This is a genomic window from Paenibacillus barcinonensis, from assembly GCF_003217495.1.
Taxonomy (GTDB): Bacteria; Bacillota; Bacilli; order Paenibacillales; family Paenibacillaceae; genus Paenibacillus; species Paenibacillus barcinonensis.
The window spans coordinates 418,011-439,143 of sequence record NZ_QJSW01000002.1; the positions used below are offsets into that span (position 1 = coordinate 418,011).

General features: G+C 47.0%; 21 protein-coding genes. 3 read left to right on the forward strand and 18 right to left on the reverse strand.

The window, feature by feature from the left end:
* Both DFQ00_RS05460 and lpdA read right to left on the reverse strand, forming a co-directional pair.
* Positions 1-1,029 (reverse strand): thiamine pyrophosphate-dependent dehydrogenase E1 component subunit alpha, encoded by a 1,029-nt coding sequence (locus tag DFQ00_RS05460; RefSeq protein WP_110895234.1) that lies wholly within the window; start codon positions 1,027-1,029, stop codon positions 1-3.
* 138 nt (positions 1,030-1,167) lie between these two features.
* Positions 1,168-2,592, reverse strand: coding sequence for a dihydrolipoyl dehydrogenase (gene lpdA / locus DFQ00_RS05465; protein WP_110895236.1), 1,425 nt, complete (start codon positions 2,590-2,592; stop codon positions 1,168-1,170).
* 232 nt (positions 2,593-2,824) lie between these two features.
* Here lpdA and DFQ00_RS05470 point away from each other — a divergent pair, with 232 nt between their 5' ends.
* The gene (locus DFQ00_RS05470) at positions 2,825-3,142 is read left to right on the forward strand and encodes a DUF2627 domain-containing protein (RefSeq protein WP_110895239.1); all 318 of its coding nucleotides are present in this window, start codon (positions 2,825-2,827) and stop codon (positions 3,140-3,142) included.
* Between the two features lie 49 nt (positions 3,143-3,191).
* On the forward strand, positions 3,192-3,539 hold the full coding sequence (locus tag DFQ00_RS05475) for a potassium channel family protein (RefSeq protein WP_110895241.1): 348 nt from the start codon (positions 3,192-3,194) through the stop codon (positions 3,537-3,539).
* 42 nt (positions 3,540-3,581) lie between these two features.
* Here DFQ00_RS05475 and DFQ00_RS05480 read toward each other — a convergent pair whose 3' ends face one another.
* Positions 3,582-3,794: a hypothetical protein gene (locus DFQ00_RS05480; RefSeq protein WP_110895243.1), complete on the reverse strand. Its 213-nt coding sequence runs from the start codon at positions 3,792-3,794 to the stop codon at positions 3,582-3,584.
* Positions 3,795-3,973: 179 nt separating this feature from the next.
* Here DFQ00_RS05480 and DFQ00_RS05485 point away from each other — a divergent pair, with 179 nt between their 5' ends.
* Positions 3,974-4,573, forward strand: a complete 600-nt coding sequence (locus tag DFQ00_RS05485) for a thymidine kinase (RefSeq protein WP_110895245.1) — start codon at positions 3,974-3,976, stop codon at positions 4,571-4,573.
* 134 nt (positions 4,574-4,707) lie between these two features.
* Here DFQ00_RS05485 and DFQ00_RS05490 read toward each other — a convergent pair whose 3' ends face one another.
* The 15 genes from DFQ00_RS05490 to folD all read right to left on the reverse strand — a co-directional run bounded on the left by DFQ00_RS05490 (position 4,708) and on the right by folD (position 21,079).
* A complete protein-coding gene (locus DFQ00_RS05490) occupies positions 4,708-5,184 on the reverse strand; it encodes a hypothetical protein (RefSeq protein WP_110895246.1) in 477 nt (158 codons plus the stop codon).
* Positions 5,185-5,722: 538 nt separating this feature from the next.
* Positions 5,723-6,373, reverse strand: coding sequence for a hypothetical protein (locus tag DFQ00_RS05495; protein ID WP_110895248.1), 651 nt, complete (start codon positions 6,371-6,373; stop codon positions 5,723-5,725).
* Between the two features lie 239 nt (positions 6,374-6,612).
* A complete protein-coding gene (locus DFQ00_RS05500; protein WP_110895250.1) occupies positions 6,613-7,650 on the reverse strand; it encodes an NAD(P)/FAD-dependent oxidoreductase in 1,038 nt (345 codons plus the stop codon).
* 328 nt (positions 7,651-7,978) lie between these two features.
* On the reverse strand, positions 7,979-8,941 hold the full coding sequence (locus DFQ00_RS05505) for a GGDEF domain-containing protein (protein WP_110895253.1): 963 nt from the start codon (positions 8,939-8,941) through the stop codon (positions 7,979-7,981).
* Between the two features lie 305 nt (positions 8,942-9,246).
* The gene (spo0A, locus tag DFQ00_RS05510; RefSeq protein WP_110895254.1) at positions 9,247-10,068 is read right to left on the reverse strand and encodes a sporulation transcription factor Spo0A; all 822 of its coding nucleotides are present in this window, start codon (positions 10,066-10,068) and stop codon (positions 9,247-9,249) included.
* A 195-nt stretch (positions 10,069-10,263) separates the two neighbouring features.
* On the reverse strand, positions 10,264-11,592 hold the full coding sequence (gene spoIVB, locus DFQ00_RS05515; RefSeq protein WP_110895256.1) for a SpoIVB peptidase: 1,329 nt from the start codon (positions 11,590-11,592) through the stop codon (positions 10,264-10,266).
* A gap of 120 nt (positions 11,593-11,712) precedes the next feature.
* A complete protein-coding gene (recN, locus tag DFQ00_RS05520) occupies positions 11,713-13,431 on the reverse strand; it encodes a DNA repair protein RecN (protein ID WP_110895258.1) in 1,719 nt (572 codons plus the stop codon).
* A 23-nt stretch (positions 13,432-13,454) separates the two neighbouring features.
* On the reverse strand, positions 13,455-13,904 hold the full coding sequence (gene ahrC / locus DFQ00_RS05525) for a transcriptional regulator AhrC/ArgR (protein ID WP_110895260.1): 450 nt from the start codon (positions 13,902-13,904) through the stop codon (positions 13,455-13,457).
* Positions 13,905-14,004: 100 nt separating this feature from the next.
* The gene (locus tag DFQ00_RS05530; RefSeq protein ID WP_110895262.1) at positions 14,005-14,490 is read right to left on the reverse strand and encodes a hypothetical protein; all 486 of its coding nucleotides are present in this window, start codon (positions 14,488-14,490) and stop codon (positions 14,005-14,007) included.
* Positions 14,491-14,575: 85 nt separating this feature from the next.
* Complete coding sequence (locus DFQ00_RS05535) at positions 14,576-15,427, reverse strand: TlyA family RNA methyltransferase (RefSeq protein ID WP_110895265.1); 852 nt, start codon at positions 15,425-15,427, stop codon at positions 14,576-14,578.
* A gap of 71 nt (positions 15,428-15,498) precedes the next feature.
* Positions 15,499-17,406, reverse strand: coding sequence for a 1-deoxy-D-xylulose-5-phosphate synthase (gene dxs / locus DFQ00_RS05540; protein WP_110895267.1), 1,908 nt, complete (start codon positions 17,404-17,406; stop codon positions 15,499-15,501).
* A gap of 295 nt (positions 17,407-17,701) precedes the next feature.
* The gene (locus tag DFQ00_RS05545) at positions 17,702-18,607 is read right to left on the reverse strand and encodes a polyprenyl synthetase family protein (RefSeq protein WP_110895269.1); all 906 of its coding nucleotides are present in this window, start codon (positions 18,605-18,607) and stop codon (positions 17,702-17,704) included.
* Positions 18,600-18,857, reverse strand: coding sequence for an exodeoxyribonuclease VII small subunit (gene xseB / locus DFQ00_RS05550; RefSeq protein WP_110895271.1), 258 nt, complete (start codon positions 18,855-18,857; stop codon positions 18,600-18,602). Before xseB ends, DFQ00_RS05545 begins: the two co-directional genes overlap by 8 nt.
* Positions 18,847-20,211, reverse strand: a complete 1,365-nt coding sequence (gene xseA, locus DFQ00_RS05555; protein WP_110895273.1) for an exodeoxyribonuclease VII large subunit — start codon at positions 20,209-20,211, stop codon at positions 18,847-18,849. The genes xseB and xseA overlap by 11 nt, the downstream gene beginning before the upstream one ends.
* A gap of 10 nt (positions 20,212-20,221) precedes the next feature.
* Positions 20,222-21,079: a bifunctional methylenetetrahydrofolate dehydrogenase/methenyltetrahydrofolate cyclohydrolase FolD gene (gene folD / locus DFQ00_RS05560; RefSeq protein ID WP_110895275.1), complete on the reverse strand. Its 858-nt coding sequence runs from the start codon at positions 21,077-21,079 to the stop codon at positions 20,222-20,224.
* Positions 21,080-21,133: the final 54 nt, after the last annotated feature.

Consider the following 21,133-nt stretch of genomic DNA (forward strand, 5'->3'; position numbering starts at 1 on the left):
TTACCGTCCCCCTTCTTCACTGTCCGCATAGACATGCGTCAGCGTGTCCTCAGGTTTCGGATATGGCGCATTGTCAGCATATTCAGTTGCTTCCTTCATCTCCAGCGCAAGCTGGGAAGCCAAATCCGCATCCCGAGCCTCATCCCAGATGCCACATTCGATCAAATAATTTTTCATGCGCAGCACGCCGTCCTTCTTCCAGTTCTCCTCAACCTCTTCCTTCGTCCGATAGGCCAGATCATTGTCCGAAGTGGAGTGCGGAGACAGACGATACATCATCGCTTCAATGAGTGTAGGTCCTTCACCTGCAATAGCACGCCGACGTGCTTCCTTCATAGCCGCATACACCTCAAGTGCATCGTTCCCATCTACCCGCAAACCAGGGAAGCCATAACCAAGTGCACGATCCGACACTTTACCGCTGAGCTGCTTGTGGAGCGGCACAGAGATTGCATATTGGTTGTTCTCACACATGATAATCACAGGCAGCTTGTGCACCCCTGCAAAGTTAGCCCCTTCGTGGAAATCCCCCTGGTTGCTTGACCCTTCACCAAAGGTAACAAAAGAAACAAATTGCTTCTTCTGCATCTTGGCAGCCAGTGCAAATCCAACGGCATGAGGAACCTGCGTCGTAACCGGGCTGGAGCCCGTAACAATTCGCAGCTTTTTGTGTCCGAAGTGACCTGGCATCTGCCGCCCACCACTGTTCGGATCTTCCGCCTTCGCAAATGCAGACAGCATCAGCTCGCGCGGCGTCATGCCTACAGCCAGTACAAAGCCATAGTCACGATAATAAGGTAAAAAATAATCATGATCCCGGTCCAGACCAAATGCCGCGCCAACCTGCGCAGCCTCCTGACCTACACCGGATACGTGAAAGTTAATTTTGCCGGCCCGCTGCAAGAGCAAGCAGCGCTCGTCAAACTTGCGTGCGAGCAGCATGTATTTGTACATATCCAAAACTTCACCATCGCTAAGTCCAAGCTGTTCATGGCGGTGGACCGCATCTGCAGTACCTTGTGAACTCATATGAGGTACCTCCTTTTAGTCAGAGCCTGTTCAGCCTTACTACCCGATCTTATAACCTGGTACTAAGACTTGGCTTAACCTTATTATAATCTCTTTTCCCCGAAAAAGGAAAGGACCTTTCTCATAAGCCTGTCCGGCTTACATGCCAATCGCTTTACCATCCACGGCCAGCATAGCCTCGCCCATAATTTCAGAGAGGGAAGGATGCGGGTGAATGGTCTGTCCAACCTCCCACGGAGTGGCATCCAGCATCTGCGCCAGCGAAGCTTCAGCAATCAGTTCGGTTACATGGGTGCCAATCATATGTACGCCTAATATATCATTCGTTTTAGCGTCTGCGATTACCTTCACAAAGCCGTCGCGGCTTCCATGAATCACCGATTTGCCGATTGCCTGGAAAGGAAACTTGCCCATTTTGATCTCATGACCGCGAGCTCTGGCTTCTTTCTCCGTAAAACCGATGCTTGCCGCTTCTGGACGTGTGTACACACAGCGCGGAATCCGGTGAGCCTCAACCAGGTGTACACTCTCACCCGCAAGATGATTCACAGCGAGTATACCTTCATGGCTTGCGGCATGCGCCAGCTGTAATCCGCCAATACAATCCCCGATCGCATAGATATGGCCTTCACCCGTTTGCAGATGCTGGTTCACTGCAATGAAGCCACGCTCTACTTTGATATCTGTGTTTTCCAGTCCAATATTTTCGACATTAGCCTGACGTCCAATCGACACTAGCATTTTTTCGGCAGTCAGCGTCTCGAGCTTATCTCCTGCAAGCTGCACATCCACATACACGCTTTGTTCCTCTGCACGATAGCTGTCCACCAGTAATTTCGCACCCGTAAGGAAACGAACCCCCCGTTTGCCAAGCAAACGCTGCATTTCTTTGGCTACATCCTCATCCTCTGCCGGAAGCACATGGTCCGCCGACTCCACCACCGTCACACTCACTCCAAAATCATTGAGCATTGACGCCCATTCCAAACCAATAACACCGCCGCCTACAATGATGATTGAAGCAGGCAGCTCGTCCATGCGAAGCGCCTCATCGCTGCTCATGATATATCTTCCATCCGGCTCAAGCCCAGGCAATATACGTGGACGTGATCCCGTGGCTATGATCAGGTTCGTTGGAACAACCGTATCCATCTCGCCGTCCTCGAACTCCAGCGCTACAGCACCGCTTTGCGGCGAGAAGATGGAAGGTCCGATCACACGGCCCTTGGCGTGTACAACCTCGATTTTATTTTTTTTCATCAAATACTGAACACCCTTATGCAGCTGCTCAACAATAGCTTCCTTACGAGCCTGTACTTTAGGAAACACCAGCGTGGCTCCTGTTGTCTCAATGCCATAGCTCTCGCTGTCCTGTATTTCGGCGTATATCTCCGCACTTTTCAGCAACGCCTTACTCGGAATACAGCCACGGTGCAGACAGGTTCCGCCCAGCTTGTCCTTCTCGATAATAACAACCTTCTTGCCCAGCTGTGCGGCACGAATTGCGGCAATATATCCTCCGGTTCCTCCACCCAGTACGGCAACATCACATGGTATTGGCATCTCTACGTTCTCCTCTATACAGTCATTTTGGGGTATTCAAAAATAATAAAATAGGTGCTTGCATCCCAAACAATGGCATGCCCTCTACTTCTCATTGTACTCTCCTTGCGCAGTCAACTCAAAATTTGATGAATCTCACATGGACAGCCCGTGCATTCCAAGCTATGATATAAACAGGAATTCTCTGTAAGCGTAACCTTTATATTATGTCTACTCTGGCAGAAAGGGTATAATGCTCATGAATACAAAAATAGTCTTTGCGCGCTTTCTCGCGATTATTGTACTTGTTATCCCCGGCTTGATGGCCATGAAGGGCTTCCTTATGATGAAAGACGCCCTGTTTCTATATTACGCCGAGCATGGAAATGACTTGATCTCTCCCGGCTTCCAGTGGCTCTCCTTCTTCGGCGGACTCGTCCTGTTTGTGGCAGGTATGAGTTTTCTGGGCGGCTGGATTCTGTTCCGCGATCGTAAACGCAACTATGTAGGCCCTCGTTTCCGTTCGAAAAAGCAGCCTGAACAGGTCGAAACACCCGGAAGCAGTTCATAATTCCGGGCTTTTTTGTTTTCCCCATTTTATATAGACAGGAAGGTTGGTTATGGTTTCCTTCGTACTGACATTAAAACGCCTGCTTAAAGGCATATTTCACGCATTCAAAGACCCGAAATTTCTGGCTCTGTTCGTTTTAACAACAGCAACCTTGCTTTCGGGCACGCTGTTTTATACCCGGGTGGAAGGACTACACTGGATCGACGCCCTCTACTTCTGCGCAGTTACGTTAACAACTGTAGGCCACCCTGATTTCGTGCCATCTACGGGATTCGGCAAAGCGTTTACCGTCATTTATATGTTTGCCGGAATTGGTCTCACCTTTGCCATGATTGCAAGAATCACAGCCGGTATTTTGTTCCCTCACAGATTAAAATCAGAGGAGGATACAGAATAAGCTTGCTCTGTTCCTTCATCTGAATTAGCTGAGCTCCAGCCGTTATTCGTATAATGCATCTCGCAGTTTGGTGGACATACGCGACTCTTTGGAGGAGGATCTCAGAATGGTTCTGCGCAAGGTGAGATTACTCGCCTGCAGTCGTTCTGCCTCTGCCATTAACTCGGCAAATAAAGCCTGAGCGCTCTCATCCAGCTTACCCCGTGTTTGCAGCTCTTCGTAACGCTGCTTCAGCGAGTTCAAAGCTTCGTTCATTGGTTACACCTCTTTTCAAAATAATTCATTTCACTCTACATCTGCCGTGACCAATATCGCAACAAACCATATCGTAACACAAACTGCTCCATTTTAGTTCTGGCTCTTTTCAAAGCAGATGTGGTAATCTGTAATGGTCGCTTTTTTTGAATTCCGTATGCGAGAGGGGTAGTAGCACCGTGCAAACTGGACGTATTACCGTCATTACTGGACCGATGTTCAGCGAAAAATCCGGTGAACTTATTCGCCGTTGTCAGAAGCTTATTCAATTTGGCCGTAAAAAGGTCGTTGCCTACAAACCAGCCGAGGATGATCGTTTCGCTCAGGATGAGATCGTGAGTCGAATTGGCTATAGACTTCCCGCACATTCCATTCCCCGGCAATTAACGCCGGAATCTATAGAGACAATTCTCAAGCAGACCATAGATGCCGATGTGGTTGCCTTTGATGAAGTGCAATTTTTCAGCAGTGCAATCATGGAACTCGTTTCTGAACTGGCTTACTGCGGTAAACATGTCATTGTTGATGGACTGAATATGGATTATCGCGGCAAGGAATTCGGATATATCGGCGGCCTGCTTGCCATGGCGGATGATATTGAGAAATTATCTGCGTTCTGTGCTGTTTGCGGCAGCCCGGACGCTGCGTTCACACAGCGCATTGTCAACGGAGAACCTGTGACCTTGGGTCCAGTGGTCATGATCGGTGATTCGGAGGCTTATGAGCCCCGCTGTCGCTGCTGCTTCATTCCTCCTCATAAAGTCGAGTGTCCGTCTTAAAAGCCCTGCTGGGCTTTTTTGTTTACACTGAAGATGTGCATTATGAAGTACTATTTATAGATCAGCAGTACGAAGCATGCACATCACGCATAAAAAAAGCATCGCATAATGCGATGCTCCCAAATCAGTTCCCGCTAATCCCGGGAAACAAAATATTTGTTGGTCATGTAATACGCATCTCCGCGCGACGTTTCAACCATTCCTTTTTTGGCATCCAGGAACACAATTTCTTTGCATTTCGTGCAATACCATTTTGTACGCTTGTAAGGGGATTCCGTCACGTAAGCCGTGCCACATTTACAATCAATCTTCATTAATATCTCGGTTGATTTATAAGCACTGGACAAACGATCCAGGTTATCCTGCTGCTGCGTAGGCATAATCGTCTGCTGATAGTCGGATAGATGATTTTGAACCTTAAAGTCTGCAACCAGCCCAGCATTTAATCCAAAAAACTCTTTACCGATCTCCGTCACGAAGCGCTTCTCGTTTCTATAACAATCGAGCCATTCAATAATCTGCTTGTTGGACAGTGGAACCGTACCCTTGATACCGCTGTTTAAAGTGTAGGTCATGATGTATAAAGTATCGTCTTGTCTTCCTGAGTACATTAGAATCCTCCTTCGAATACATTTGCTAATGTACTACAAAAACGCGCATAAATCAAAATAATATTGTTTCCTTAGCGCATTTCTTCTTATTAAATGGGGAACATACCCCTTTCGTCCGCCAAAGACTTACAGGAGCTGCATATACCTGTAACATTTCCCTGCGGAGCTGCGTAATGCACGATGTTTTTCACGTGCTTCTTGCAAATGGAACAGTAGTACCTCCTTTCCTTTTTTGGAATGTAGTCCGATAGCTTCACTACGTTTTGCCGCCGTTTAAACCGCCGCAAGAAGCTCAGCCAATTCATATTCGCCTCACTCTTTTCTGTTCGCCAGTCTTGTAGTCGCTTCTAATCCTTGGCCTTAAAATCGCGCCACCTGTTATGTATACGATTCCAAGTTGTGCGTGTCTATCTCATATTTTATTCGACGTTTTTGGTGTTTTTCCTGTTTTAATCTCGGTACATATTAAAAAAAAACGACTGCACCTCTCTCTCTCACAATGGAGAAACAGATGACAAGTCGATTTTTTGCTTGTTTCTTATTTGTAAAATGTACCTAGCACCTCCAGATCTGCTGAACGCTCAATCCGAAAAGGGTAGATAAACCCCTGCTTGACTTTGGAAAATCTACGCCCCCACAGGTCCAGTCCCGAAGTAAACGTATACGCCTGGTATATAAATTTGGAACAATAGTTTCGTTCAATGCTTCGAAGATCCGTTTGCAAACGATAATACTTCACCTGCTGATAGTGATCCTTTACCCATTCTGCTGCCAGATCTCCGACTTGACGAAGCTTGGAGCGAAATACAATAAAGCGATCTCCTTCATAGAAACGGGTAAGGTACCAGTCCAGCGTATCTGCAAAAACAGGTCCATAAGGGTGCACATGATATACCTTGCCATCCAGACCAATAATGCCCATATGGCCGGCATAATACGTTGACTCCGAGCTTGGTGTATATAAGATATCCCCCGGTTCAAGCTGCATTGATGTTAATTCACTAAGCGGCAGGTCCTGCTGTTGTCTTCTGGCAGCTACGCGTTTACGGCGCCCCTCTATCACTAAACGATGAATCGCTCCGGCCAGGGCTAGATAGATTTGAGACCATTTGATGCGTTTTATGTGAATTCGATTAAACCAGCGCGCAATGAACGTAACATTTCGCCTTGAAGGTAAATTTTTTTTCATAGGCTACACTCCACTCTTGATGATTCATGAGAACCTGATATTCATTTACTTATTTATTCACTTATTTATTGATCGAATTTGATTATAGTTTGTTTGGAGCTGCTCTTCAAATTGTTCTATTCATCAAGCCTCTTCTAGCTTGTGCAGTCTGATTATCTTCATACCCGGCAGATAAAAAAATAACCTCGGGTTATTCCCGAGATTATTCATATCACTCTATCCTGTTCACAATGAATAAGCTATTCTTCTACCACACCGAGCGCCTTGTTTTTCTCTTTAAATCGGCTGTTATGTGAAGATACATATGCAACCTTCTCCGCATCCGGGTCCATGTACAGTTTCGCGCTATTTACTGCCAGAGCCGCATCTGTAAACGTTCCTGCAATCAGGTATAATTTACTGCCATACTCTACGAAATCTCCTGCTGCAAAAACACCCGGGATATTCGTTTGCAGTCTCTCCGTTGTGGTGACATGCCATTCTCCCAAATCTAATCCCCAATCACGAATCGGACCAAAATCACTCTTCATGCCATGATTAACAATGACGGCATCGACTTCAAGCATCTCTGTCTGTCCGTTTTCCATATGGGTAATGGTTACATGCTCGATCATTTCTCCGCTTAAGCTGTGCAGCTTCTCTATTGCGTAAGGTGTCCGCACGTCCACTGAAGATTCTTTCATTCGCAGCACGTTGCGTTCCAGCCCTCCAAAATGATCACGACGATGCACCACCGTTACTTGCTCGGCAAGGCTCTCCAGCTCATTAGCCCAGTCTACTGCCGAATCTCCCCCTCCGGAGATGAGCACGCGTTTACCACGGAACGGCTCCAGCTCCTGCACGGTGTAATGCAAGTTCGATACCTCGTAGCGATCTGCTCCTTCAAGCTCAAGCTTCGCCATTTTATAAATACCATATCCAATTGCTAGAATAACCGTGCGTGTCCAATGTTGTTCTCCACTTGCCGCAGTGAGCAGAATCGTTCCGTCAGCCTGCCGCTCAAATCCTTCAATCTGTTGTTCAAATACCAAAGTTGGATCAAAGGTACGTGCCTGCTGTTCAAGCTGCTTGATTAAATCTTCACACAGGATAGGAGTCACACCGCCAACGTCCCAGATCATTTTCTCCGGATAAAAAAGCATGCGTCCCCCAAGTCTGTCTCTTGCTTCAATCAGCTTGGTTTTCATATCACGCATACCACTATAAAAAGCAGAGTACATGCCCGCCGGGCCGCCTCCAATAATTGTTACATCATACAACTCCAGCTCCTGCTTCATCTATATAAACCTCCACGTGTTTGAATTTTCAGATCACCGATTATAGTTGATATTGATTATCATTATCGTTCATATTCTAGTTTAATGGTAATCTGTAGAAAATTCAATGGATATTTATTAATTGTTTCTCTTATACTCTAATCAAGCGAAGCCAGACCTAGGATCCGATGGGAAAACTGGTTGGCTTGCGTAATAATATGCAGGAGCCTGAAAGTCCAGGACAGCTAAAGTCTGCTACTTCAAACAGCTCAATATTGCCCATCCTTCGTCTAATTTTTCTGTGTATATTCGAATTGGAGTGGACAAGCACGCTGAATATATGCACAACCTAATGGTGCACCACCTCTCCCCTCCTATCATTTGCACAAATAATGCTGCCAATGATGGATTTGCAGCTTTTCTTCACGCGAGTAGCTTCATTAATAATTTGATTAATATCCTCATAGCGTTGAACCAGGTTGGTGACTACCGCAATAGACACGGACACTAAAGGAATAGGTCGATTCAGCCCTGAACGGCCTTCTCCCATCACATACTGATTATGCCAGTCCTGTTCGTTGTAAAAGCTGCGCTTCATTTGCTCAAAACGGGAAATCACTTCTTCACACACCTGCTTATATTGATGATGTGCCAGAATGGCGATAAAATCATCCCCGCCAATATGACCAAGAAATGCCTCCGGTATACCGAAATGCTCTCGCAATAAACTGGCCGTTGCCTGTATAAGCTCGTCCCCCATTTTAAAGCCATAACTGTCGTTGTATGATTTGAACTGATCCAGATCAATATATAACACACTGAATTGATCCTGTTTAAGCACCTGAACTAAACGATCATCTATAATCCGATTGCCAGGAAGACCTGTTAACGGATTCATAAATATAGCCATTTCGGCTCTTACATCTGCTACGGCCAGAAGGAGGCGACGAATGCTCACCGCACCATGAAATCGCTCCCCAGATGTTACTAGAACCAGATCATAGAGATCCGCTTCTTCACGTTCCATCGCAGCGACACTGACATTCGTGATCTGTTCTGCATAATCGACGACCAGTGCATTCACATTCATCAACAACTTCACAGGGCGGCCCATGTACAGATTGTAACCATACTGCGTTCCAATCTGCTGAAAGAATCTCGTTCTCATCATTAAAGATATGCCGTTTTTCCCTGTAACCGCTACACCTTCCAGATTCGGATTGGATTTAAACAGTTGATACAAGGCATCACACTTGGTTTCCGGCTGTACTACTGGAATCGGTTCAGCAATTTCACCTATCTGAGTAAACACACCTATCAACTCCCTTGCCGTAGTAGCAACCATGTCACTTTTGATCTATCAGTGGTCACATCGTACCACTTTTTACCTAAAAAAGCGTTAACTACAGGTAAATTTTTTTGAAAAAATACCAAATCCGCACCTTATCCTGCACAAAATTAGGTAAAAAGTCATAATTTCATCCAAAATAAAACACCTCTCCAATATTCGCTTGAAGCGAATGATTAGAGAGGTGCTGATCATAAAATGACAGGATTATGATACGTATTTGGGTGTTTAATCATCGTTGTCGTTATCTCGATCTACTCCCGATCCTTTCAGCTCACCTTATGCTCAATTCTAAGCTTGTCAGCGACCATCGCAATGAACTCGGAGTTCGTCGGTTTGGACTTGCTGATGTTGATCGTATAGCCAAACAGGTGGCTGATGCTGTCGATGTTGCCGCGTGTCCATGCCACTTCAATGGCGTGACGGATGGCACGTTCGACGCGAGACGGCGTGGTTTTGAACTTTTCGGCAATGGCTGGATACAATGTTTTGGTGATGGCACCCAAAATTTCGATATTGTTGTACACCATCGTAATGGCTTCGCGCAAATACTGATATCCTTTAATATGCGCAGGAACTCCGATTTCATGTATGATTGACGTGATGCTGGCATCCAGATTTTTGTGTTTGCCCATCGGCACAACGTTAGATTTGTTCATGAACATGGAGGATGAAGAGGATGAGCTGCTACCGGTTGACATCGTCGTTTGCGAACCTACCAGCTGACGTACCCGATTCGCAAGCACCTCCATGTCAAATGGCTTCAGAATGTAATAGGAAGCTCCGAGTTGCACGGCACGCTGTGTGATGTTTTCTTGGCCGAATGCGGTGAGCATAATGACTTTAGGCTGTGGAGAGAGATTCAGACTGCGCAGGCGCTCCAGTACACCGAGTCCATCCAGATGAGGCATTATTATATCCAGAATTAATACATCTGGCACATCCCGCGTTTGTTCCAGCAATTGCAACACTTCTTCACCATTGTAAGCAATTCCGGTGACTTCCATATCTTCCTGCTCGGATATATATTCGGCAAGCAAATTCGTAAATTCACGGTTATCATCGGCCAGCAATACCTCAATTTTTTGCAAAACGGTATCCTCCTTTTATTTAGAACATCAGTATCGTACATTTCCTTACAGGTTAAATTTTCGACACGTACAATGAAATTCCTTCTGTCGAAAATTATTTTTCTTTATTTTTTTTTCGTATTCCTTTATAATGAATATTTTATTTCAGCATCCGATATAATATGTTTACTTTCGACAAAAAAACCTTAGGGCTGTCTATCCAGCCTTAAGGTTTTTGGATTGTTCCTTTTTCATCATTACACCCGCATCCTGAAGCATCCATTCAATAAAGCATCCATACCCGGACTTTGGATCATTCACAAATACATGTGTTACAGCGCCGATCAGCTTGCCATTCTGCACAATGGGGCTGCCGCTCATGCCTTGAACGATGCCTCCTGTTTTGTCAATCAGCTTCGGATCAGTAATGCGAAGCACAAGTCCCTTTGTGGCTGGCTCTGACTGGTCTGCAACATGCACAATATCAATGGCAAACCGCTCCACCTGCTGACCTTCCACAACGGTTAAAATTTCAGCCGGACCCTCTTTGACCTCATGTGAAAAAGCGACAGGAATACCTTGAGAATATAAGCTGTGCTCTGGATTTTGAGACATCTTCCCGAAGATACCAAATGCTGTATTTCGCTCAATATTGCCTAAAATTTTGCTCTCTTTAAGAAAATGAGCACGTTTTTCTCCTGGGTCACCTGTCTCACTCTTTGCAATTGAGGTCACATTTGATTGAACAATCTGTCCGCTCCCTACAACGATAGAGGTCTGTGTATTCATATCCGTAATCACATGACCCAGCGCTCCATATACACCTTGATCAGGTGCATAAAAGGTCAATGTGCCCACACCTGCTGCTGAATCTCGAATGTACAGCCCCAATCTCCAGGCTTTGTCTTCTGCATCATAAGCTGGAGTCAGCTTGGTCTTAACGGTTTCATCTCCGCGCTTGAGAACGACATCAATGCCTTTGCTTTGCTTGCCTGCAAGCTCCACAGCTTCAGCTACACCCGACACACCATCCAGGCGTTTGCCATCCATGTGAGTAATCAAGTCACCTAATTTGATACCCGCAGCTTCGCCTGGAGACTTTCGCTCATCGGCACCCGAACGTACTAAGTGATGTCCGACAACCAGAATGCCGGCCGATTTAACCTTAACACCAATGGTTTGACCCCCGGGAACGACACGCAGATCAGGAATAACCTTGACATTAACGGTTTTGACCGGAATTTTACCCCATAACTTCAAGGTTAATTTGGCATGCCCCGTCTGCTGAGGATGGAGATGCAGAGGCATTTGTCTGGTTACTCTTAATGCAGACTGTTGATCCAGGCCTATGATATCCGGCCGATCCACTACTGCGCTTGAAGCGGCCGGTACTGCCAGCCTGACGTCTGTCTGCCTGCCTGCGAACACCTGCACTTCATCAGGCAGGGAAGCATAACTTTGCATCGGCTGTATAGCCTGGCTAAGTACACATAGAAAGAAGGCAAATAAAAGACCTAGCAATTTTTTCCTGAGGGGGGAATTCAATGGCTGTCACACTCCCTTTGCTTCTTTCGCTTGACGAAAGGTGGTCGCCAATTGCGTACCTATAAGATAACCCTGCCCCCAGGCTTTTATTACTGTCAAACATTACGCCAGCCGTCCGTTTCACCCTTTTTTGGCTTCCGCCAAATTCAGCATTTCCTGTGCATGATGCAGCGTTTTTTCTGTGATTTCCACGCCACCAAGCATACGTGCCAATTCCTTCACTCGACCTTCTTGAGATAACGACTCCACCTGGGTCATCGTGCGGCCATCATACACATGCTTTTCAATCAAATACTGATGATCCGCCATACATGCCACCTGCGGCAAGTGTGTGATCGAAAACACCTGACAAGTCGAAGATAGACGATATAGCTTCTCCGCAATGGATTGAGCCGCACGACCACTTACCCCCGTATCCACCTCGTCAAAAATCAATACCGGAATTCGGTCATGTCGAGCAAAGATGCTCTTCATCGCCAGCATCATTCTGGACAGCTCTCCACCCGAAGCGATCTTGCCAAGTGGTCTCAGCGGCTCTCCGGGGTTTGGCGAGATCAGGAACTCAGCATTGTCTGCACCTTGGCGGCTAAAGCGTATACGGCGACCATTCCACTCGATTCCCTTTGGATCTTCTGCAGGCACGATCTGAACACGCAATGATGTCCGCTCCATCTGTAGATCTTTGAGTTCACTCTCGACTTGAGCAGCCAGCTCCTCGGCACATTGCTTCCGTACCTTGCTCAGTTCCTCGGCAGATTCCATAACGTGTACCAGCAGCTTGTCTCGCTCTGAACGCAGCTTCTCCAAACGCTCATCTTTATTCTCAAGCTGGTCTGTTTCATGGCTAATCTGTTCATAATAGTTCAGAATCAATTCAACACTGTCGCCATATTTACGTCTCAGGCCCGAGATCAGATTCAGACGCTGCTCCACTTCCTCAAGCCTGCCCGGATTAAACTCGATTCGTTCCCGATAGTCCCGAAGCTGGAACGTCACATCCTCCAGTTGATAAAAAGCAGATTGCAGCTGTTCAACAATCGGCTGTAAACCTTTACTGTCGTAACCGGAAATATCCTCAATACGAGACAAAGCCAGACTGACCGCTTCCAAGCCCTTTTGTCCACTCAGCAATTCATATGCACCAACTACACTGTCCATCATTTTCTCGCTATGGGATAGTTTGACCCGTTCTTCACCGAGTAATTCATCTTCTCCTCGGGTAAGGCTGGCGGCTGCAATCTCTTCAAGCTGAAAACGGTACATATCCAGCAACTGATATGCCCGTTGGCTGGATTCCTGAAGTGCCCTTAGTTCCTTCTCTGCGGCGATAAATTTGCTGTATCGCTCCTGATACTTCGCCTTGACTGGACCTATAACTTCGGAGCCATACGTATCCAGCAAACCAAGGTGACTTTCTGCGCGCAGCAAGCTCTGGTGCTCATGCTGACCGTGAATGTTGATCAGCTTCTCGCCCACTTCACGAAGCATCGTCAGATTGACCAGCTGTCCATTAATGCGTGACGTGCTCTTGCCCTGTGTGTTTAATTCGCGCCGAATGACCAGATGTTCTTCAGGCTCACAGTGAATGCCAAGCTGCTCCAACGTGCTCCACACCGGATGTGTAGGCTCCATCTCGAACAGCGCTTCCATCTCCGCCTTATCACATCCGTACCGAATTAAATCGGCCGAGCTTCGTCCCCCTGCGATTAAGCCTAAAGCATCTATAATAATGGATTTACCCGCACCGGTTTCCCCGGACAAAACATGAAATCCCGGATGAAAGACAACGTCCACTTCCTCCACCACGGCCAGATTGCGAATGGATAACGTAACTAACATCTGCAAAAACACCTCCGGCTGATTTAAGCAATATATCCCATAATCCGTTCAATGACAGTCACACTGTTATCCTCCGTACGACAAATGATCAGAATCGTATCATCTCCGCAGATGGTGCCCATCACTTCAGTCCACTCAATGTTATCCAGCAATGCAGCAATGGAGTTCGCCGTTCCTGGCAAACATTTCATAACTACAAGATTGTTTGTGTGGTCAATATGCAGAAAGTTATCCACCAATGCACGCTTGAGCTTTTGAATCGGATTATAACGCTGATCGGTCGGTAAGGAGTATTTGTATCGCCCGTCATCCATCGGAATTTTAATTAATAGAAGTTCCTTAATATCCCTGGATACCGTTGCCTGCGTAACCTGAAAACCCGATTGGCGCAGTGCTTCAACCAGGTCATCCTGGGTTTCTATTTCATTCTGACTAATAATTTCACGAATTTTAATATGTCGTTGTCCTTTCATACATGCCTCCAGTAAAATGTATTGCAATCAAGCGGCTTACATCACCGCAATGCTGTCCTATGTCAAATTTTCGAGCGTCAAATTTCATGCTTAGTATAGATTAGTCCATATCTTCTCCATCATACACGTCTTCCTGATAATCCATAAGCCTGATAACAATAATATCGGAATTTTCAAGGTCAACATACAGTAAACCTTCACATCCAGGATATAAGAGCAGATAAGAAAGGAAACGGTCTCTGACCGCAGGTCCGCTCAGTTCAAGCGGCAGTCTGCGGCGGGATGTTTTCACTAAATATCGAGCATCCTCCCGCTCCGCAACATAATCAATGAACAGCCTGCTGTATAATACGGCCTCATCCGCTTCAAAGGCTAATGGAACCTTCATTTTGCCACCAATGACGTCATACCCATTCTCTTCAAGCAATTCCAGTGCAGGAGAAGGCTGAATATGTTCATTCAGCTGCAGCTCTGCCAGGCTTACCGGAATGGGACGATTCACCCAGCTACGCAGTCCAAAAAACAACCATACGATCAAACAGACAGCTAATACACCAATTACTATTGTGTCAGATTGCCCGTTCATCACTGCTCACCTCGAAAACATATTCGAGATTGAACAGCAGTTTTCCTTTATCCTGAAACATCTTTCCAGCGAAAAGAAACTCATCCTATGATGAGTTTCCCGTGAAAGTATGTGCCGCTTCCTTGGCCACCTGCTCAGCAAGTGTATCAAGCTCAAGTAAAGCGCTGTCGTTCTCTGGTTGTTCGGCCTCCGGTGCTTCCAGTCGCCAATGTGCGAGAAATTCAATATTACCCTCACCGCCTGTAATCGGAGAGAAGGTCAGCCCTTTCAGCGTTAAACCGAGTTGACTGGCAAAATGAAGCGTCGTTTGCAATACATCCTTGTGTACCTTCCAATCACGAACTACCCCGGATTTTCCTACCTTATCTCGCCCTGCTTCGAATTGCGGTTTGATCAATGCCACAATATCTGAAGGCTTCTGCAGCAATGCTAAAAGAGGTGGCAAAATAATCCGTAAGGAAATGAAGGACACATCAATGCTCGCGAAGTTTGGCACAGGTCCGAGTAAATCCTCAGGTGTGACGTATCTGAAATTCGTACGTTCCATAACTGTGACCCGCTCGTCGTTTCGTAAGGACCAATCCAGCTGATTGTACCCGACATCAATAGCATAAACATGGGATGCACCATGCTGAAGAGCACAATCGGTAAAACCGCCAGTGGAGGAGCCAATATCCAGCATGACAAGCTCATTCATATTTAGATCGAAGTGGCGGATCGCTTTTTCGAGCTTCAGTCCACCTCGACCTACATATGGATGTACAGAGCCCTTGACTTTAATCTCCGCATCCCTCGGAATTTTCATCCCTGCTTTTTCAATCGGCTCATTATTGGCATATACAAGACCCGCCATAATTGCAGCCTTTGCCTTCTCACGGCTTTCGTAATAGCCCTGCTCCACCAGCAGCACATCTATTCGTTCTTTCGGGAGTGACATGTCTTTCTCCTATCCACTAATAATCCACCCTCACTAAAGCAATGAATCATTCTTTTCATTTTAAACAGCTATTAAGATGGAAAGCGTGTTTTGGACATTCCGTATGAAGATTGAACCACCATTTTCCGAAGTTCATTGCACACGTTCTCCACCGTAAGTCCAACTTCCTCACGTTGCTCCTTGATGCTTCCATGCTCAATAAAACGATCAGGAATGCCCATCAGGTGCACTTGAACATCATGTATCCCTTGCTCGGCATAGAATTCCAATACCGCACTGCCCATACTGCCCGCCTGAGAGGTTTCTTCGAGAACAATTAATTTCGTTCCCCTCACAGCGAGATCTCGCAACATTTGCTCATCCAGCGGTTTCAGGAAGCGTGCGTTGATTACACCGGTATTGATACCTTCACGCTTGATTACCTCCGCCGCTTCCTCAGCCAGCTGCACCATAGAACCGGAAGCGATGATAGCGTAACCCTCAGCTGGACGCAGCTGCTCCCATGTCCCAATCGGAATAGGTACAAGCACCTCATCCAAAGGTACTCCAACCACATTGTTACGTGGATAACGGTAAGCAATCGGACCTTCGTTATAATCAAGCGCCGTTTTCATCATATGGCGCAATTCATTCTCATCCTTTGGCATCATCAGCACGATATTCGGAATGTGACGCATGAAGGCAACATCGTATACCCCTTGATGTGTCTCACCATCCGGTCCAACAAATCCTGCGCGGTCAATTGCAAACATTACATTGGCGTTATGACGACAAATGTCGTGCACAATCTGGTCATACGCACGCTGCATGAATGTCGAGTATACCGCATAGACCGGCTTCAAGCCTTCCATCGCAAGTGCCGCACACATCGTCGCTGCATGCTGCTCGGCAATACCGACATCAATCATTCGATCGGGATAAGCCTTGCTGAACGGGATCAGACCTGAGCCTGTCGGCATTGCAGGTGTAACAGCGACAATGCGTTTGTCCTCCTTGGCAAGTTCAACCAGCGTTTGTCCGAAGATCTCCGTATACATGGGCTTGCCGACGGCCTTCAGCACCTGACCCGATTCAATCTTGTACGGAGATATGCCGTGCCACTTATGCGAATCAGCCTCGGCAGGCTGATAACCCTTACCTTTTGTTGTGAGTACATGCACCAGCACCGGGCCGTCCACATTATCCGCTTGTTTGAACGCTTCGATTAATTGAGGAATGTCATGTCCGTCAATCGGCCCCAAATATTTGAATCCCAGCTCTTCAAAAAGCACACCAGGAACCATCATATATTTGACGCTATCTTTGATCCAGCTTGCCGACTTGGCCAGACGATCGCCAATGGCAGGAATTTTTTTGAGCATGCCCTCTACATCATCTTTTGCCTTCAAATAATGACGATCGGAGCGAATTTTACTCAAATATTTGTGCATCGCACCCACGTTAGGGGCAATGGACATTTCGTTATCATTCAGCACCACCATCATCTTCCGCTGCTCATGACCGATATGGTTGAGCGCTTCAAACGCCATACCACCAGTCAGTGCACCGTCACCAATAATGGGAATAACCTGATTATCTTCACCCTTCAGATCTCGAGCAAGAGCCATGCCCATAGCCGCAGACAATGAAGTGCTGCTGTGACCAGCTTCCCATACGTCATGCTCACTTTCGTTGCGTTTGACAAATCCGCATAATCCATTCTGCTGGCGAAGCGTGTCAAAGCGATCCATTCGGCCCGTTAACACTTTATGCACATAAGCCTGATGCCCTACGTCAAAAATCATTTTGTCTTTCGGACTATTATAGCAGTAGTGCAGGGCCACCGTGAGCTCAACCACTCCTAAGTTTGGTGCAAGATGCCCGCCTGTAGCTGACAGCTTCTCAATCAGAAACTGCCGAATCTCTGCCGACAAAAGGGCAAGATCATCATGGGACATCCCTTTTAGATCACTGGGTTGTTTAATTTGTGGAAGCAGCACGAGAATCTCCCCGCTTTCCTAGAATGTTTGTTTATTATTTGTTGTTTTTTCATTGAATGAAACGTAATTGATTCCATAACATTGAACCATTATACCATAAAAAAACAAGAATCATAATTTACGGCCTGTGCATCCGATCACAATTTCCGGTGGCCGGTTCATATGCGAAGCTCTGAATTATGTATCCTTGTACAATGAGAAAAGGGGCTTTCACGTACTGGCAAGAAAAGGCCATTACATTGTTTACACCATTCTTTCCTCTTTGAATCAGCACACTTCATAGGACGGTACGAAATTAATGGTCACGGCTCATCAGGTAATCAGCAATCTCCATTAACCTTGAAGCATCAGGCAGCTCGGCTCGTTCAAGGGCATCCTTGGCGGATTGTGTGAGCGACTTCACTTCGGCAATGGAAGCTTCCATGCCGATAAAATACGGGTAGGTTACCTTCTGCTGATTCACATCACTTTGTGTTTTCTTGCCCATCTTCTGCTCGTCACCCGTCAGATCGAGAATATCGTCCTGAATCTGGAATGCCAGACCAAGATCACGTCCAAACACACTTAACGCTTCAAGCTGCCCTTCCGTGGCCCCGCCAATCCGTGCACCTGCAATGAGTGAAAAAACAATCAGATCACCTGTTTTATGCAAATGGATATATTGGAGCTGTGACAAGTCCGTCATCCCCTGCTCGCCTTCCATATCCGCTACCTGACCACCGACCATGCCTCTGGCTCCCGCAAGCTCTGCCAGATCCTCCACAATCGACAACAAAGCATCAGCACTCACTCCGCTTTGGCGACCAGACTGAACAATGCTGTAAAAAGCATGGGTCAATAAAGCATCACCCGCAAGGATGGCTGTGGCCTCACCAAAAACTTTGTGATTCGTTAATTTTCCCCTGCGATAATCGTCATTATCCATAGCAGGCAGGTCGTCGTGGATCAAGGAATACGTATGAACCATCTCCACGGCGCAGGCTGCCGGCATCGCAGCTTTACGCTCCGCACCGAAGGCTTCCGCCGCAGCAACGACCAGAAGTGGACGAAGGCGTTTGCCTCCGGCCATTAAAGAATACTGCATCGCTTCCGTCAGCGAACGTGGTACATCCCAGTGCTCAGGAAGAATATGCTTCAATGCTTCGGTAACTTCTCCAGTAATCTCCTGCAAATAAACATCAAATGGAGCACGGTTACTCATTCATTTCACCGCTCTCATCATCCGCCGTACCAAACGGCTTTTTACGAAGCTCTCCATCTTCTTCTACGATCATCTCGATCTTGCGTTCCACTTGTTCGAGCTTGAGACCACACAACTGGGAGAGCTTCATACCACGCTGAAACAGATCAATCGCTTGCTCCAGAGGAACATCACCATGCTCCAGTTGACCAACGATGTCTTCCAATGCCGCCATTGCCTCTTCAAAATTCAGTTCCGGTTCATTTGCCATGGATGTTGTCGTCCTCCTTCATTCCCCAAACCTGACAGTCAAGCTGCCCGTCCGCTAATTTGATCTTAACCGAATCTCCAGGCTGTACATCTTTTAAAGATTTGATTAATCGCTGTTCATGCTCGTCATAGACGAGACTATAACCTCGAGACATGACTTTTAAAGGACTAAGTGCATCAAGATGCCGCACAAATGATTTCCATTGTTGCTGCTTGCTGCGCGTGATGGACCTCATCGCCAGTTCAAGCTGCTTTCGCGCTGCCGCATGATCACGACGCGCTGAGTTCACCTGTTCCCGAGGATTAAAGCGCTGCAACGCTGCACGCAAGCGTTCCTGCTTCTCCAGGGTCCACCTCATACGTGTATTCACACTTCGCTGCAAACGCTGCTGCAGCATATCGAGACGCTCTGTGTGCTGCATCAACGTCCTCCGTGGATGCACCAGCACTGGAGAGCGCTGTAATCGGGTCAACCGTTCCCGATGATATACCGCACGCTGTCTCAAACTGCTCTGTAGCTGCCGCTGTCTTTGAGCAATCTGTTCCAGCAGCTCTGCCCGATTCGGTACAGCAAGCTCAGCCGCCGCCGTAGGAGTCGCAGCTCGTAAATCTGCGGCAAAGTCCGCAATCGTAAAGTCCGTTTCATGCCCCACCGCGGAGATGACTGGAATGGTAGAAGCAGCAATGGCGCGAGCAACAATCTCCTCGTTAAACGCCCACAGCTCCTCCAGTGATCCCCCGCCCCGTCCTATAATCAGCACATCTGCTTCCTTCATGAAGTTTAAGTTCTGAATAGCTTTAACGATGGATGGTGCCGCACCCTTTCCTTGAACGAGCACGGGGTATAGCACCACCCTCGCAGACGGGTATCTCCGCTGGAGTGTAATCATGATATCACGTACAGCCGCGCCTGTAGGCGAAGTAACAACACCAATCGTTTGCGGGTAGCGGGGAATAGGTCTTTTGCGAGCGGCAGAAAAAAGCCCTTCCTCATCCAGCTTTTTTTTCAGCTGCTCATAAGCCAGATATAAGCTGCCTATGCCATCCGGCTGCATATGTGTAGCGTAGAATTGGTACTGACCATCCCGTTCATACACAGACACATTACCACGCGCAATAACCCTTGCACCCTCCTTCGGTACAAAGGGCAATCGCTGATTATGAGAAGCAAACATAATTGATTTAATTCGGCTATCCTTATCCTTCAACGTAAAATACATGTGGCCGCTGGAGTGATGCGTGAAATTCGAAATCTCTCCGCGTAGCCAGACGTCCGACAGAACCTGATCCGATTCCAGCTTCATCCGGATATAACGGTTCAGGTCCTTGATAGAATAAATTTTCTGCTCTGCCACAGACAGATACCTAGGCCAGTCCGTGAGCGCGCTTCGCCGCGATCAGCGTGTTCTGCATCAGCATCGTAATGGTCATCGGGCCAACGCCGCCAGGCACAGGTGTAATTGGGCCGGAGACCTCTTTAACACTTTCAAAATCAACATCACCTGCGAGTTTTCCGTTATCCAAACGATTCATGCCGACATCAATGACTACTGCACCCGGTTTAACGTACTCAGCATCAACGAAGTTCGCGCGACCGATGGCTACAACGAGAATGTCTGCCTGACGTGTAATTTCTTTCATGTTGGCTGTACGAGAATGACACATGGTTACCGTTGCGTTCTCACGCTGCAAGAGCAGGGATACCGGCTTGCCGACAATGTTGCTTCGGCCGATTACCACTGCATGTTTACCAGACATTTCAATTCCGGTACGCTTGATCAGCTCAATAACACCCGCTGGAGTACATGGCAGCAAGCTGTCATCTCCGATGACCAGATTACCAACATTAACAGGGTGGAAGCCATCTACATCTTTCTCTACAGCGATCGCATCAATCACTGCCTTTTCCTCAATGTGTCCTGGGAGCGGTAGCTGCACCAGAATCCCATTAATGGATTCCTGTTTGTTAAGCTTGTCCACCAGCGCAAGCAAATCTGCTTGAGATGTGCTTGCATGCAAACGATGCACTTCGGAATAAAAACCGAGATCATGGCATGCTTTTTCCTTGTTGCGTACATACACCTGAGATGCCGGATCTTCACCAACGAGCACAACTGCCAGACCAGGTACTACCCCCTGTTCGCTAAGCTGTTGCACTTCTGCGGTCATGCTTGCGCGGAGCTCTTGGGATACTTCTTTGCCGTTAATAATAGATGCTGTCATTGTACTCTCTCTCCCCTATATGAACATATATTAGATAAAACGATCTGGATGTAA

Coding starts and splice junctions, on each gene's coding strand:
- DFQ00_RS05460 (WP_110895234.1), bottom strand. CDS start 1,029: ATGAGTTCACAAGGTACTGCAGATGCGGTCCACCGCCATGAACAGCTT.
- lpdA (WP_110895236.1), bottom strand. CDS start 2,592: ATGCCAATACCATGTGATGTTGCCGTACTGGGTGGAGGAACCGGAGGA.
- DFQ00_RS05470 (WP_110895239.1), top strand. CDS start 2,825: ATGCTCATGAATACAAAAATAGTCTTTGCGCGCTTTCTCGCGATTATT.
- DFQ00_RS05475 (WP_110895241.1), top strand. CDS start 3,192: ATGGTTTCCTTCGTACTGACATTAAAACGCCTGCTTAAAGGCATATTT.
- DFQ00_RS05480 (WP_110895243.1), bottom strand. CDS start 3,794: ATGAACGAAGCTTTGAACTCGCTGAAGCAGCGTTACGAAGAGCTGCAA.
- DFQ00_RS05490 (WP_110895246.1), bottom strand. CDS start 5,184: ATGTACTCAGGAAGACAAGACGATACTTTATACATCATGACCTACACT.
- DFQ00_RS05495 (WP_110895248.1), bottom strand. CDS start 6,373: ATGAAAAAAAATTTACCTTCAAGGCGAAATGTTACGTTCATTGCGCGC.
- DFQ00_RS05500 (WP_110895250.1), bottom strand. CDS start 7,650: ATGAAGCAGGAGCTGGAGTTGTATGATGTAACAATTATTGGAGGCGGC.
- recN (WP_110895258.1), bottom strand. CDS start 13,431: ATGTTAGTTACGTTATCCATTCGCAATCTGGCCGTGGTGGAGGAAGTG.
- ahrC (WP_110895260.1), bottom strand. CDS start 13,904: ATGAAAGGACAACGACATATTAAAATTCGTGAAATTATTAGTCAGAAT.
- DFQ00_RS05530 (WP_110895262.1), bottom strand. CDS start 14,490: ATGAACGGGCAATCTGACACAATAGTAATTGGTGTATTAGCTGTCTGT.
- DFQ00_RS05535 (WP_110895265.1), bottom strand. CDS start 15,427: ATGTCACTCCCGAAAGAACGAATAGATGTGCTGCTGGTGGAGCAGGGC.
- DFQ00_RS05545 (WP_110895269.1), bottom strand. CDS start 18,607: ATGAGTAACCGTGCTCCATTTGATGTTTATTTGCAGGAGATTACTGGA.
- xseB (WP_110895271.1), bottom strand. CDS start 18,857: ATGGCAAATGAACCGGAACTGAATTTTGAAGAGGCAATGGCGGCATTG.
- folD (WP_110895275.1), bottom strand. CDS start 21,079: ATGACAGCATCTATTATTAACGGCAAAGAAGTATCCCAAGAGCTCCGC.